This is a genomic window from Niveibacterium sp. COAC-50 (genome assembly GCF_013184235.1).
GTDB lineage: Bacteria > Pseudomonadota > Gammaproteobacteria > Burkholderiales > Rhodocyclaceae > Niveibacterium > Niveibacterium microcysteis.
Genome location: NZ_JABCJM010000004.1, coordinates 292,060 through 306,358, shown reverse-complemented (window position 1 = coordinate 306,358; position 14,299 = coordinate 292,060). Strand labels below are relative to the sequence as shown.

Sequence of the window (14,299 nt, the reverse complement as noted above, 5' to 3'; positions counted from 1 at the left end):
GATGAAGACGAAATTGATCGCGGTGGCTGTCGGCCTGGTTGGCGCGTTTGCGCTCGCACCGGTGGTGCAGGCTGCGGATGCCGATGCCGCTCAGGCGCTGGCGAAGAAGGAAGGCTGCCTGAAGTGCCATGCCATCGATAAGAAGAAGGAAGCCAAGTCCTTCACCGACATCGGCAAGAAGTACGCCGGTAAGGCCGACTCCGAGGCCAAGCTGCTGCACCACATCACCTCCGGCGAGAAGGTGAAGATGGAAGACGGCACCGAGGAAGACCACAAGATCATCAAGACTAAGGACGTGGCGGAACAGAAGAACCTGATCGCCTGGATCCTGTCGCTCAAGTAATCCGAAGCGTCAAACGAGAAGCCCGTCGGGTGGAATCACCCGACGGGCTCTTTTTTTGTCTGCGCGCAGTGACCGCGACGTTCGGTGAGCGTACGAACGGGCAAACCACTCTGGTCGTCGAAACACAAACGCCCGCACAGCGGACTGTGCGGGCGTGTCGGTATTGCGCCGATATCGCCTTAGAAGCTGTAGCGCACCGCCATACGAACGACGTTAACGTTGTAGTGCGGGGCTTCTTCTCCGAGCGCCAGCAGGTTCGGCACCGTGGTCGGCGTTACACCGTCGTAGCGCCAGTCGCGCGAGCGGTATTCTTCATGCCATACACCGCCGGTGATCGAGATGTTGCTCTGCAGGCGGTAGGTGGCATACACCTTCACGCTATCGAGATCCGTCGTTGCTGTCGGGAACGGGGGATCGCTTGGTCCAGCATTCACGACCACGTCGCTGCGCGAGCTGGTATGGGTCAGATCGGCGCCCAGTTCGAGCTTCCCATCCATTGCCATATGTTTGATGCCGAGCCCGATAACGTCGATCTCGTCGCTGTTACGTGCCCACCAGTTAGGCAGCGTAGCGGTCGAACTGCCGGCCTGGTTGGAACGTAGCCGCTCAGATGCCGCATACAGCTGCACTTGCGTGCGTTCGCCGAGCGCGGCCGACAGATCGGCGCCATAGCTCTCACTGCGTGCATCCGTCAGGCCGACCAGCGAGTTGCGGTAGTCGTCTTCCGAGTAGTCGTAGTGCAGGCCAATCGTGAGGCCTTCCATCGCCGTGATGTCGGCACGTACGCCGGCCGTGTCGCGCCAGCGATCCGCAAGGTTGTACTTGCGCATGTACGGATTCTCGGCTGGCGACACCCAGGTGGCCGAACCGTAGCCGGAGTTCGTGCGCTCGCCATGTGCCAGCCGCAGCGAAACCGAGAGGTATTCCTGGACTTGCGCAGCGACGCGCCCCGAGACCGTGCCTTCGCGCGTCTTCACGGTGTCCTGCAAGGTGCGCATGCGATCGTCTTCATCGAAGCCAATCGACGTCTTCAGCCAGCTCGGGCCGAGGTAGTCCGCATTGATCTTGTAGCGATCTTGCTTGTACGAGAAGGGCTGGTTGCTGCGCGTCGTGGTGCCAACAAACATGTCGGTCGCCACCGCTGGGTAGGCCAAGCTGTCGGTCTGGTTGTCGTGCTCGTCGCGCGCATACACCGCGTTGACCCGTAGCTGCGCGATCGGGTTGTAGGCCAGCCGGAAGCTGCCGTTGAACGTGCCGACCTTGCCGTTGAGTGACGAAGCCGGCAGGGCGGGTATCGTCGGCGCCAGTGCTGCGTTCTGTGTGATCGGCAGGTAAGAGGAATCCTGCGTCATGCGGCCGAAGGCGACGTCGGCACTGGCGCGCAATTGCGGCAGGATTTCGTAGGTGCCGGAAGCGAGCAGCTGATGAAACTGGTTGTCCGGTGCGAGTGCCAGCTGGCCAGTGGTCGCGCCGGCAACAACCGGCGTGAATGGATTCGCCCAGGTCAGCGCGTTCTCGTTATTGCGGAACAGCGACCCATGGTAGGCGAGCGACAACTGCCATTTCTGCGTGACGTAGCCGGCGGAGACTTCAATCTGATCGGTCGTCTGGTCGACTGGCGCGACGAGTTGCGAGGAGGTGTTGTAGAACGATCCGGCGATGCGCTGTGTGCCGTCGCGGACGTCGTGTCGCACCTTGATACTGCTGGTCCAGTGTTCGTCGCCCAACCAGCTCGCCTCGGCGTCGAGCCGTGAGCGCTTGAAGCCAATGTCTACCGTGTTGAGGCTGCCGGCGGGAAGATCGGCCGTGGTCGAGATCGGGAAGCCCGCCGGCAGGCGCAGCACTTCGCTACCCGCACCGAGGAAGGGCGTCGCGCCAGTATCGGAGGTGTAGTGCGGAATCTCCGAATAGCCAAAGCGGGCCGAATAGCGCCCCTCCTGCCGCACACGGGCGTCAATGGCCCGCGTATCGATGCCAAGGTCGGTTGCCTGGAAGCTGCCGCTGAACCCGGTGTCGTTGCGATAACGGCCTTCGCCGCCAGCCATCACGTAGGGGCCCTGCCGGTCGAGGCCGGTGTAGTTGCCGAAGGTCTTTGAATCTTCGGTGACGCTGCCGAGCCCAGCCTCCACCGTGGTGCTGGAGCTGGCCTTCTCGAATGGGCACGACTCGCAGGTCCATTGCGAGGTGTCGACCGCCAGGGCGGTGCCGCTGGTCGTGATCGTCAGTGCGCCGAGGGCGCAGAGCAGGAACAAGGGACTAAATGGTTTCATGGCCGCGTCCGTTCTCGCTGAGAGGTTACGCATGTACTCATGGTGAAAGTCTGATCGCCGTTCAACGCAGCAGCTTGGCGCCTGCCGGGTGATTGGAACCATGCACTTGGGCGTGGCAGTTCGTGCAGCCGCCCGCGACGACGAAGATTGAACCGCCGCCGCCGTTGCCGGGCAGGGCTGCGCCGGTGCGCGGCACCGCTGGGTGGCCCGCCACCGAGTGACAGGTCTGGCACAAGCTGGTGGTGCTCTTCGTCAGCATGGCCGGGCGAACTGATCCGTGGCTGGTATGGCAGAGGCCGCAGTCTTCCGTGACGGGTGCGTGTTCCCACAGCAACGGGCCACGTTTTTCTGCGTGGCAGCTGTAGCAGGTCTGGTTCAGCGTGGGCTTCTTGAGCATCGCCTGCGTGCCGGAACCGTGCGCGTTGTGGCAGTCGCTGCACGCCATCAGGCCGAAGCGAACCGGGTGTGAGGATGCCTTCTGGAAGTCGACGCGCTCAGACTTGTGGCAGCGGAAGCAGACATCCGGTTCGGTCTTCTTCGCCAGCACCGGGTCCTTTTCGACGTGCAGCTTGTGGCAGTCAGTACATGCCAGCTGGCTGCGGTCATGCGCTTCCGCGTGCCAAGCGTTGCGCGAGCGGTTCTGGTGGCATGACAGGCACACCGCGTTGCGCTCGGCGGGCGTGTAGAACGAGTTCGCCTTGAGACTGTTGATCGTCTGGATCTTCTTGCTCTTCTGCGTGGAGTGCCGGTCGCCAGGGCCGTGGCAGGCTTCGCACTGCAGACCCTTCGGCCCAAACGGGCTGTGCGCGTCGCCGCGCTGACCGTGCTTGGACTTGAAGATGCCGGCCGTCGTGAAGGTTGCGGTGTCGCTGTCGGCGTCGTGGCACTCAAGGCAGGTGTCTGCCCCCTTCTTGCTGTACTCGGTGCCGGGGCTGGCAATCGCGGCGGGCGCGGCTGATGCAGTAGGCGCGGCCTCTTCGGCGAAGGCCAGGCTTTGCCACGCCAGGCCAGCGAGCACAAGCGCGGTAGAGAACACTGATTTTGCGATGTTCATCGATGTCTGCCCGTTCGTCTTGGTTTGTCTTGTTCCGATACGGCGTCGCCTAGCCTTTGGGGCTCGACTTGGTCTTTTGTATCGCGATGATCTTGTGTTTGTTGGCGACGTAGATGCCGGTGGGTAGTCCGGCTGTCGTGACCAGATCGGTCTTTGTCTTGAACGGACGCGCGGCGATGATCCGATCCGCCTCCGCATCCCCGACGCCATACAGCGTTTTGAGTTGTGCCTTGCTTGCGCTGTTGATGTCGATCAGCGGCGCGGGTTTCTGTGTTGCCTTCTTGCTGCTCTGAGCTTGCTGCGGGTGGCCCGCGGGCAGGGCCTCGGTGCTTGTGCTGGCCGTTGCTGCGAACCCGGTGCCAGCCATCAACCACAAGCTAGTGGCAATCACCACGCTGCGGCCCGCACGACACGATTTGTGGGTCTCTTTGGCCATGCTCATCTTTGCTTGTTTGGCTTTGACTGCCACGCATTTCGCGAAACAGCTCCGCCTGGGTGGAACCGGATGCGGCGGGCTGCCCGCCGCATCCGTGGTGCTTGCGCGACGATCGGTTACTTCGCGTGCATCGCCTTGATGTCACCAACGCGACCGGTTGCGTGGCAGACCATGCAGGTCTCGGTCGTCACCAGCCCCGTGCTGCGCGCTGCGTAGACCGAACCACCGTTCGCGGTGATGTGGGTCTGTGCGAGCGACGAGTCGTGGCAAGCGAAGCAGGCCGTGGTGATCGGCGAGATCACTGCGGTGGTCGCCGCGGCTGCGGTCGATGTACCGGTGGCGGCGCTGTAGCTGAAGCCCGATCCGTAGTTGTATACGTTGTCCTTGGTCACGTAGGGCGACAGCGAGAAATTCGCAACCGGATCGGCCGAGGCTCCGTTGAACTTGCCGGTTGCAACCGTGCGATACAGGCGGTTCGGCACAGCCGCGGCGGAGTCCGCTGCGCTGAAGTCGTAGGTGCCGGGCAGGTGGCAGGTCTCGCATTGTTTCAGCACACCGGGGTAGCCGACATCGGCGAACGATTCGGTCGTGCTCGACGCGTGCCAGGTGAATTTGACGTCACGCATGGAGCCTGCGTGGATCGAATGCACGAAGCTTGTCGAGTCGGCCGACCAGCCACTGCTGGTGCGGTTCGGCGTGTGGCACCACGAGCAGGTCGTGCCGTCGTTGCGCTGACCCGCGTGGAAGGCATCCTCGGTGAAGGTGCCCAGCTCCTGGTGGCAGGCATTGCAACGCTTGTCTTCGACGATCGCGCGGCGGCCGGTGTAGCCGGCAGCAACCTTCTGCACGTTCGGCGTGATCACGATCAGGCCACCTGTGAGGTTGGGCATGTTCGCGACCGGGGTGCCGGTTGCGGGGGCCGTCGGGTAGGCGGCCAGGTTGGCTTGCGTCAGCGGCGGTGCGCTGGACAGGCTGTAGGAGTAGCCGATACCGCCTGTCAGCATCTTCGCTGTGGTCGGAATCACCACACCAGTCAGCGTGACGGTGTAGTACCCGTCTGCGTCCGGCCCGGTCAGCGTACCGGCACCGGTGCCAGTTGCCTTGCCGTTCCAGATGTTGCGCAGATAGCCGGACACCGAGGCGTTGAAGTCAGCCGGCGCGGCAATGCCATCTTGCGGCACCGAGAACACGAAGTACGCGCTCGGCGAGCCGAAGAAGTTGGTCCACATCTCCTGGGTGGCGACGGGCTTCGTCGAATCGAAGGTGTTGAAGTCAGCGCGAGCACCGTCTTGCAACATGCGGAACACCATCACCGGTTGCTTGCTGGCATTGACCGAGACGCTCTTGATGTCGTAGCTCACCTTGATTGCACCGGCCGGCAGGCGGCTGGTGTTCGATGCAATCCACGCTGCGTTGGTGTTGGCGTTGGTGCCGCCCGCCAGCAGCGAGTTGGTCGGGTTCGGCGGTGTCACCGGCGTATGCGCGATGTCGATGCCGTCGGGCTTGTGGCAGGTGCTGCACATCGAGTCGTCAGACTGCGGACCGGCCGGGTGGGCGTTGGTCGTCGAGGTCAGACCCTTTGCCGCATCGGCAAGCGTGACGCCTGTGCCGGTCGCGAAGTTGATACCGTCGTGGCAGGAGCCGCAGGCCAAGCGGTTCGGCATCGCCTTCCAGTTGTCACCCTGCGAAGTCTTCGCGGTGGAGGTGGCGGATCCGTCGTGACACTTAGTGCAGTTGCGGATGTCTTGCGGGTAGCCCACCTCATTGGGCAGCACGCCCGCGTAGTTGTAGTTCTTCTTGGCAAGCAGCTTGCCGTTGTGGATCTTGTGGATGTAGTTGGGCAGGTTGCCAACGGCGCGGCCATCCACGATGTCGGTCGACTTCGATGTGAAGGTCAGCGTTGCCGAATTGATCGTTGCTTCAACCTTGCCGTATTTACGCTGTTCGGTGTGGCAGACCACGCAGTACTGCACGTTGTTGCGGTTGCCGCCATGGAAGCCAGCGCCGGAGCTCTCGGTGCTGTCGCCCGGAATGCCGCCAAGCTGGCGGTGGCACTCGTTACACTTAGCGGTTGCGACGATGTCGCGCCCCGATTCCGTCACCTTCTGACCCGTGGCCGGCACGAAGTCGTAGATGTAATCGGTCGGCTTCGTCATCGGCACAGCCGGGTAGACGGAAGTCGCGCCGGTAGGCGTGTTGGTGCCGGTGCCCGGAGCGTTGCCGGAAACCTGGATCGTCAGGCGGTGGGTGAGGTTCGGTTCGTAGGTCAGATCACCGAGATCCGCCTTGTTGTTCGGCGCCGCAACGGTCATTGCGTCGACATCCGCCTTGATCTTGGTGATGTCGCGATAGAACGTGTAGGTGTAGGTGCCGTCCTTGTTGTCCACCAAGGTGCCGGTGTTGTCGGTCGTCGGGCGGGTTGGTGCTGCAGCAGCCGTGGTGGTCGGAACCGTGGTCACGATGTAGCTGACCCACTTTGCCGGCGCGCCGTTGGTGCCCGGTACCATCTTCGCGATCGAGAAGGCGAGGTTGGTGAGGCCGGCCACCGTTGCGGTGCTGCTCTTCGAGGTATTGCCAAGACCTACCACCGGGTAGCCGGAGGCGTCAGTCACCTTGAAGGTCACCACCGGCGGGCTGGAGATGGTCACGCCGGTGACGGTGACTTGCGGGGCCAGCGCAGCCCACGCTGCGGAAGCGGTGTCGGTCGGGGTGGCGCTGTTGCTGGGGACAAGGACAACGCCTGCGCCGGGGCCGGATGGGCCTGACGGACCCGACGGGCCGGACGGGCCGCTGGGGCCTTGAGGGCCGGTTGGGCCCGCGGGGCCGCTGTCACCACCACCACAACCAATCAGCGTGGTGGCTAGCAAGCCTGCGAGCAGGTAGCCGAGCCAAACGCGGCCTTTTTTCTTGTCCATGAATCTTCTCCCCGACGTCCACCCAAATGGTGCAACTCAAGACGCATCAATTTCAGAGGGGATGCCGGTGATCAATGCGCCACCCGGTCCCTCGCTTTGTGTCCCGAATCTACGTGTCGACACAATAATTCTTCTGATTTAGATCATTAAGGCGCTGCGATCCAGCTGCGGCTGCAAGCGCTCCAAGCCAATTCCGAGGCGGGTTTGCGTGAAGGCGCAAGGCCTTTGTCGGAAATGTTTAAAACAAATGGATACAACTTGGCATGCCCCCGCAATGGAACTTAGACCCTTTTTCTACTGACGTCATCCGTTTCGATGCGGGCAGACGGAACCGTATGGCGCACAAGGGCGAGCGGGCGGTTTCAAACTGCAAGGGTGGCGCCAATCCGTCCGCATAAGTGGCAGGCAAATCCCCCCGGCCTCAGAAGCATTGTCGGACGTCAAGGCGATTTCTGAAGGCCATGTCGTTCGCATCTTGCGCCGGGAGACTTGCGGGCACGATGTTGTGGCGAATTGACAACACCCCGCGCGGGAGCGCTGCTGGTGGGGCTCTGCCCTGCCAGGTAAGGCGGTGGCGCTTCGGCGCCTCGCCGTTCAGAATGCGCCGCTTCCGACCCGACGAGAGCACAAGAAAATGACCTATGTCTTCGAGCCGCCGGCGCGCCCGGCTGTGCCAGTGGCGGGCAGCGAGGCGCTGTTCCCGGTGCGCAGGATCTTCTGCGTGGCGCGCAACTATGCGGCGCATGCACGCGAAATGGGCCACGACCCGGAGCGTGAGCCGCCATTCTTCTTCTGCAAGCCGGCGGATGCGGTGTTGCCGGTGGCTTCCGGCGTGCTGGGGGCGTTGCCGTACCCGCCCGCCACACAGAACCTGCATCACGAATTCGAACTGGTGGTGGCGCTTGGAAAGGGCGGGCGTGATCTGACACCCGAACAGGCGGCAGACTGCGTGTGGGGCTATGCGTGCGGCTTCGACATGACCCGGCGCGACCTGCAGGCGCGTGCGAAGGAGAAAGGCCAACCCTGGGATTCCGGCAAGGCCTTCGATTACGCCGCGCCGATCTCGCACATTCTGCATCGCGGTCATGCGCCGCTGCTGACCGCTGGCGAGATCGTGCTGAAGGTCAACGGCGAGACGCGGCAGCGTGGCGATCTATCCGAAATGACATGGTCGATTCCGGAAGTGATCGCTCATCTTTCGCGCCTGTGGACGCTCAAGGCGGGGGACCTGGTGTTCACCGGCACGCCTGAAGGCGTTGGGCCGGTGGCGCCGGGCGATCACATGGAAGGCCACATCGAGGGGGTGGGGTCGATTTCGATCGTTGTTTCCTGAGGGGGGAGCATGAAAGCAGCAATCTGGCTGGCCGTGCTGGTGGCGGGTGGTGCCTGGGCGAATGAGCCCAGCGCCGAGGGTCGCTGGAAGACCATCAGCGATGAGGATGGCAAGCCGCGTTCGATCGTGCGTATCGAGGACCACGCCGGCAACTTCGAGGCGGTGATCGAGAAGGTCTTCTTCAAGCCGGGAGAGAACACCGATCCGGTCTGCGACAAATGCAGCGATGCACGCAAAGGGCAGAAGATCATCGGCCTGAAGATCATGAACGGGCTCAAGCGTGATGGACTGCGCTACGAAGGGGGCGAGATCCTCGATCCGGACAACGGCAAGGTTTATCGCGCCAGGATGACGCTGTCGCCCGACGGCAAGTCGCTCGAGGTGCGTGGCTTCATCGGAGTGTCGCTGTTCGGCCGCAGCCAGACCTGGGTGCGCGAGTAAGCGTTCAGGCGCACGTCACTGTGCGTGCGCTGTGTTTGGCGCCTCGCCTTGGCCGGCGGCGCCTGTTTCTTCAATCTGAGGATTCCTCCGCCGGGCAGTGCGCTCGGCGGGGTCTTTCGCTATGACTGATCCTGTCTTCCGTTTGCGAGCCGGCGCACGCGCGCTTGAACATATCCGCCGCAACGGCTTGTCGCCTGACGATATTGCCTGCATCCCTGCGGCCGCGGGCGGGCCCAAGGGCCTCGCGCTGATACCGCTGGACCGCTGGCTGTTCGGCGAATGGCTGCCGCGTGGCAAGTCGATGCCGACGCTGGTGGGCGCTTCGATCGGCGCCTGGCGCATGAGTGCGGGCGCGCAGGCTGATCCGCTGGCGGCGCTCGATCGCCTCGCGCAGGCCTATGTGCATAGCCAGCGCTATCGCGTCGGCGTAACGCCCTCGGAAGTGGCGCAGAAGATCGTCGGGTTGGCCGAGTCGGTTGCGCAACCCTGGGCGGCGCGCCCTGATGTGCCCTTGCGGGTGATTGTGTCGCGCGCGGTCGGGCCGCTTGCCGGGCGTACCTCGCGCACGGCGTTTGCGCGGATTGCGGTATCGAATGCACTGTCGCGCGCGCGGCTGGCGAGGCACCTTGATCGGCATGTGTTCGCGAGCGGCCCGGTAAGCCCACTCGATGCACTGTGGCAGGACCCGTTTGCAACCCAGCATCATCCGCTGGGTGCGGACAACTGTGTCGCGGCGCTCACCGCGTCCGGTTCGATTCCGCTGATCTGCGATGCGGTGGGTCATATCCCCGGTGTACCGGATGCCCACTACTGGGATGGTGGCCTGATCGACTACCACATTCATCTGCCTTACCACCGCCTGCCGGGGCTGACCCTTTACCCGCATTTTGTGGAAGGCGTAGTGCCCGGCTGGCTCGACAAGTTTCTGCCGTGGCGCAAGCAGGGTTTCGGCAAGGGGCCAGAGTGGCTTTCCAGCATGTTGTTGATCGCGCCCAGCCCGGCCTTGCTGGCCAAACTGCCCAACGGCAAGCTGCCGGATCGCAACGACTTTTATCGCTACGCGCTGGATCACGATGCGCGCGAGGCCGCCTGGCGACGTGCGATGGGCGAATGCGAGCGGATTGCCGAAGCCTTTGCGCGCTGGGTCGAGAAGCCCGACCCAGCACAGGTGCTGCCGCTCTGAGCGGCGCCTTACGCCGCGGCGCGGATCAGGCGGCGTAGTGTCGGCATCAGCAGGAACAGCGCGATGCCAACGGCGAGGCTGCCGAGGCCTAGCTCCAGGAACAGCGCCGAATACGCCGGGTTCGTCGATAGCGCGGCGCCTTCGCTCGGCTCGGGAATCATGCCGGAGAAGTCGCCGGCAAACAGCGAGGCCAAGCCGGTGACCAGCATCCAGCTGCCCATCATCACCCCCTGGTAGGCGCGTGGCGCCAGCTGGCCGATCATCGCGTAGCCGATCGGCGAGATCAGCAGTTCGCCGACGCTCTGCAGCACATAGCTGGAGAACAGCCACACAAACGCGGAGCGGCCGTCGCTACCGGCAAGCGAGATGCCAGCGGGCAGGGCGAGGAAACCCAAGCCCATCAGCACCAGCGCGAGCGCGAACTGCTTCGGGATGTCGATCGTCCAGCCACGTGAGCGCAGGCGCACGAAGAGCGCCGACATCAGCGGGCCGCCCAGCACGATCACCGCGGCGTTGATGTTCTGGATCCACTGCGGTGCGATCTCGATGCCGAGGACCATGCGGTCCACGTTGTTGAGCGCGAACAACTGCAGGCCGTTCGGCGCCATCTGGTAGAGCGTCCAGAACACCAGCGACCCGAGCGCGAGGATCAGATAGGCCTTCATGTTGTTGCGCTCGCGCTCGTCGCGGTGCTTGAGGGTGAGCACCAGCAGCCAGACGCCCACCAGCGTGCAGATCCCCTTGACGAGCCAGCCGGTGGAATCGGTGTGCTGCAGCATGATCCACACCACTGGCACCAGGCCGACCAGAATCCCGAGACCCGCCAATGCCCGCAGCCGGAAGTGCGCCGGCGTGGCCTTGAGCAGCGGCGTATCGAGATCCGCCAGCACGCGCCAGTTGATGCCGGCGATCACGATTGCCAGCACATTGCCGATCGTCGCGAAGATGAACAGGCTGGGGTAGTCCCCGGTGAGCTGGTAATGGCCCGCCACGGTGAAGCCAACGAAGAAGCCGACGTTCATGCCCGCGTAGTTCCACAGGAAGGCGCCCTCACGACGGATGTCGTCCGGGTGGAAGCGCTGCGTCAGCATCATGTTCAGGCAGGTCACGTTGAGGCCGCTGCCGGTCAGGAACAGCGCAAGTCCGCTATAGAACAGTGCTGTCGTACCACCGGCGATCGCCGCACAGCCGATCACCTGCAGCACCATGCCGCCGACGAACAGGTTGCGGTTCGAGAGGAAGCGCCCGCCGAGGTAGCCGCCGAACAGGTGCAGGCCGTAGTTGAAGGCGCCGAACACGCCCATCGTCGCCGCCGCCTGCGCGTTGGTGAACTTCAGATGCTGGGTGGCGTACAGCACCAGCGTCGAATAGAGCACCGCGAAGCCGAGCGTCGCGAAGATCTGGATGAAGAAGAGCGCGCCTGCGCCCTCGGGGATGTTCGACAGTCGGGCTCTGAGCGCTGACACGGGGTTCTCCGGGCTGGGTCTGGGATGGGCTTGTGGCCCCGGGCGTGTATACCAGAGGCCGGCGCACCCACCAAACGGCTGCCGCCGGAACACCCGCGTTGCGGGCGTGCCCACAGCGCGCAAATCGGGGCCTCACCCCGATGCCGTCAAACCGGCGTGGTGTTGCGCGGATATGATGGGCGAATATCTGCCACTCCTTGCCCGTTGCACTCACCGAGACTCGCCATGCGAACCCTGCGCTTTCTGCTTCTGATGTGCCTGTCAGTCCTGCTTGTCGCCTGTGGCGGTGGAGGCGGCGGCGATGGTGGCGGAGGCGGTGGCGGCACTGCGCCGGTCGCACCGACTGGTGTCGTTGCAAGCGCAGGTGACGCGCAGGTCGTGATCAGCTGGACTGCCAGCAGTGGCGCGACCAGCTATCGCCTGATGCGCTCGACGACCGCCGGCGGGCCCTACACCGCGGTTGCGTCGCCCAGCGCCGCGACCTACACCGATAGCGGACTGTCGAACGGCATTACCTACTACTACGTGCTCAGCGCCAGCAACGCGGCTGGTGAAAGCGCGCGCTCCGCGGAGGTTTCGGCGACGCCGGTGGCGGCCTTGGCGCCGCCCACGGGGGTTAGTGCCCTGGGTGCGGATACCCAGGTCACGCTGAGCTGGAACGCAGTCGCAACTGCGGTGGCTTATCACGTCAAGCGTGCCGCCAACGCGGGCGGCCCTTACACCCTGGTGGCCTCGCCCACCGTTGCCCACTTCACCGATACCGGCCGCAGCAATGGCACGCCGTACTACTACGTTGTGTCTGTCGTGACTGCGCAGGGCGAGAGCGCGGACAGCGCCGAGGTCTCGGCCACGCCAAGCGCCGGTTTGCCGGTACTGCCGGCCGAGGATTCGACGCGCAACCGCTTCGGCATGAATACCTGGTTCCTCAGCGATTGGGACGGCGGCCTCGCGTTCGCCGATGCGATGAAGCAGGCGCGTCCGTGGCAGGACGCGATTGACTGGAGCAAGCCCGTGGGTGGCATCGATGCGCTCGGCTGGCCAACCGCGGATGCCTCGACGGTGGTGCTGACCGGGACACCGGCTCAGATCAATGGCACCTACAAGCTTATCTTCAACGGCCAGGCGGACGTTTCGCTGATGTGGGTGGGCGGCACGGTGAGCAACAAGAAGTATGACGCCGCCACGAACACCACGACGGCCGACGTGACCTACGCTGCGACTGCGACGGGTAGCGTCGGCATCATCCTGAAGAACACGCGGCGCACCGCGGGCAGTGCGCTGAATTCCGGCTTTACCAACATGCGGCTCTATCGGCCCGGCTACCCCGCCGACGGCAGCGTCGTGTTTACCGCGCCTTACGTGGCGGCCCTTGCGAAGACCCACGCCGTCCGCATGATGGACTGGACGGCGACCAACTCGAATTTGGTGCAGCACTGGGCGGACCGCATGACGCCGCTGCACTTCTCGCGCCAGGGTGGCCCCTACACCGGCCCCGGCGGGCTGGTGTACGACAGCTCTGCACTGGGCGTGGCGCTTGAGCACCAGATTCAGCTCTGCAACGCGGTGCACGCCGACTGCTGGATCAACATCCCGGTGGCCGCGGATGATGACTATGTGCGCAAGGTGGCGCTGACGCTCCGTTACGGGAGCGACGGCACGAACCCCTACACGAGCGCGCAGACGAACCCGGTCTACCCGCCGCTGGATCCGGGCTTGCGGGTCTACCTTGAATACGCCAACGAGATCTGGAACTCGGCAGGCGGCTTCCGCTGCTTCGGCGTGATCCAGGACATCGTCGGTGCGCTGCCTGCGGGGCATCCGCTGCTGACACCGGCGGAATCCAGCATCTGGTTCAAGATGTGGCGCTACCCGGCCTATCGCATGGCGTTGGTCAGCGACATCTTCCGTGGCGTGTATGGCGACGCCTCGATGATGACGCGCGTTCGCCCGGTGTTGATGACGCAGCAGGGCGATGGCCAGATGACGCTGTCGCAGGCGCTGAACTGGCTGGATAGCTATGCACGAGGCCAGTCGCCGGCCCGTCAGGTGTCCGACTACCTCTACGGCGCGGGGGGCTCGGGCTACTACGGTGCCACCAACGAGCCGGCGGACAAGACCGATCGCGACGGCTACTTCGCCGCCGGCAACTACCCGCCCGCAGCAAACGTCAAAGGATTCGGCGTCGACGCGGTTTGGGCCGCCAACTACGGCCTCAAGCGCATCGCCTACGAGGGCGGGCCCAGCCTCGACAACTATGGCGACACCGACGCACGCGCGCTGAATGCCGACCCGCGGATGCAGGACATGGTCGTGAAGACGCACGACGCGTGGTCGCAGCAGGGCGGCGACTTGCTCGTGTACTACGTGGCGCGCGGAACGCCGAAGTGGGAGTTCACGCCCGACATCACGACGCTGGCGACCCCCAAGTACAAAGCGCTCGACCAGCTGCAGAGCCAGCCGCGCGCGGCCGTCACCCTGGGTGCGGCGTTGCCCGGCACGATCGTGCCGACCGACCAGATCGACTACAGGATTCGCTCAGGCTACGACTACGTGACGACCTGCGATGCGAAGCCCTGCCTCGGCGGCAACGATGCCGGCGAGTGGGTCGCTGCACCGGCACACGCAGCAAAGGCTTTCAGCGGCGCGCTCAGTGTCTTTGGCGTGTCCTACACCGGCGCGACGATCAACGTGTGGATCAACGGCGTGAAGAAGGGCCAGGTGGTGCTGGCGACCGGTGGCACGCTGCTGCAGAGCACCCCCTTGAGCGTCGCGATACCTGCGGGGCTTGTTGTGGTGAGGCTCGAAGTGGTGACAGGGGGTTTGAACCTGCAATCGATCGCGATCAACTGACTCCCGTG

General features: G+C 64.2%; 10 protein-coding genes. 5 read left to right on the top strand and 5 right to left on the bottom strand.

Annotation, left to right across the window (positions count from 1 at the left end):
* The first annotated feature begins 1 nt into the window (after position 1).
* Positions 2–343 (top strand): c-type cytochrome, encoded by a 342-nt coding sequence (locus HH302_RS16925; RefSeq protein ID WP_172203426.1) that lies wholly within the window; start codon positions 2–4, stop codon positions 341–343.
* Between the two features lie 179 nt (positions 344–522).
* On the opposite strand, the gene HH302_RS16920 is transcribed toward HH302_RS16925, so the two are convergent.
* The 4 genes from HH302_RS16920 to HH302_RS16905 all read right to left on the bottom strand — a co-directional run bounded on the left by HH302_RS16920 (position 523) and on the right by HH302_RS16905 (position 7,018).
* A complete protein-coding gene (locus HH302_RS16920) occupies positions 523–2,613 on the bottom strand; it encodes an MtrB/PioB family decaheme-associated outer membrane protein (protein WP_172203425.1) in 2,091 nt (696 codons plus the stop codon).
* A 61-nt stretch (positions 2,614–2,674) separates the two neighbouring features.
* Positions 2,675–3,667: a DmsE family decaheme c-type cytochrome gene (locus HH302_RS16915; RefSeq protein WP_172203424.1), complete on the bottom strand. Its 993-nt coding sequence runs from the start codon at positions 3,665–3,667 to the stop codon at positions 2,675–2,677.
* Positions 3,668–3,716: 49 nt separating this feature from the next.
* Positions 3,717–4,103, bottom strand: a complete 387-nt coding sequence (locus HH302_RS16910) for a helix-hairpin-helix domain-containing protein (RefSeq protein ID WP_206254203.1) — start codon at positions 4,101–4,103, stop codon at positions 3,717–3,719.
* 116 nt (positions 4,104–4,219) lie between these two features.
* Complete coding sequence (locus tag HH302_RS16905; RefSeq protein WP_172203423.1) at positions 4,220–7,018, bottom strand: OmcA/MtrC family decaheme c-type cytochrome; 2,799 nt, start codon at positions 7,016–7,018, stop codon at positions 4,220–4,222.
* Positions 7,019–7,652: 634 nt separating this feature from the next.
* Here HH302_RS16905 and HH302_RS16900 point away from each other — a divergent pair.
* From HH302_RS16900 to HH302_RS16890, 3 genes are all read left to right on the top strand, one after another.
* Positions 7,653–8,351, top strand: coding sequence for a fumarylacetoacetate hydrolase family protein (locus HH302_RS16900; protein ID WP_172203422.1), 699 nt, complete (start codon positions 7,653–7,655; stop codon positions 8,349–8,351).
* A 9-nt stretch (positions 8,352–8,360) separates the two neighbouring features.
* Positions 8,361–8,792: a DUF2147 domain-containing protein gene (locus HH302_RS16895; RefSeq protein WP_172203421.1), complete on the top strand. Its 432-nt coding sequence runs from the start codon at positions 8,361–8,363 to the stop codon at positions 8,790–8,792.
* 121 nt (positions 8,793–8,913) lie between these two features.
* Positions 8,914–9,975, top strand: a complete 1,062-nt coding sequence (locus HH302_RS16890; RefSeq protein ID WP_172203420.1) for a patatin-like phospholipase family protein — start codon at positions 8,914–8,916, stop codon at positions 9,973–9,975.
* A gap of 8 nt (positions 9,976–9,983) precedes the next feature.
* Here the strand turns inward: HH302_RS16890 and HH302_RS16885 are convergent, their stop codons facing one another.
* Positions 9,984–11,441: an oligopeptide:H+ symporter gene (locus HH302_RS16885; protein WP_172203419.1), complete on the bottom strand. Its 1,458-nt coding sequence runs from the start codon at positions 11,439–11,441 to the stop codon at positions 9,984–9,986.
* Positions 11,442–11,666: 225 nt separating this feature from the next.
* Here HH302_RS16885 and HH302_RS16880 point away from each other — a divergent pair, with 225 nt between their 5' ends.
* Positions 11,667–14,291, top strand: a complete 2,625-nt coding sequence (locus HH302_RS16880) for a fibronectin type III domain-containing protein (protein ID WP_253946183.1) — start codon at positions 11,667–11,669, stop codon at positions 14,289–14,291.
* The last annotated feature ends 8 nt before the right edge of the window (positions 14,292–14,299 follow it).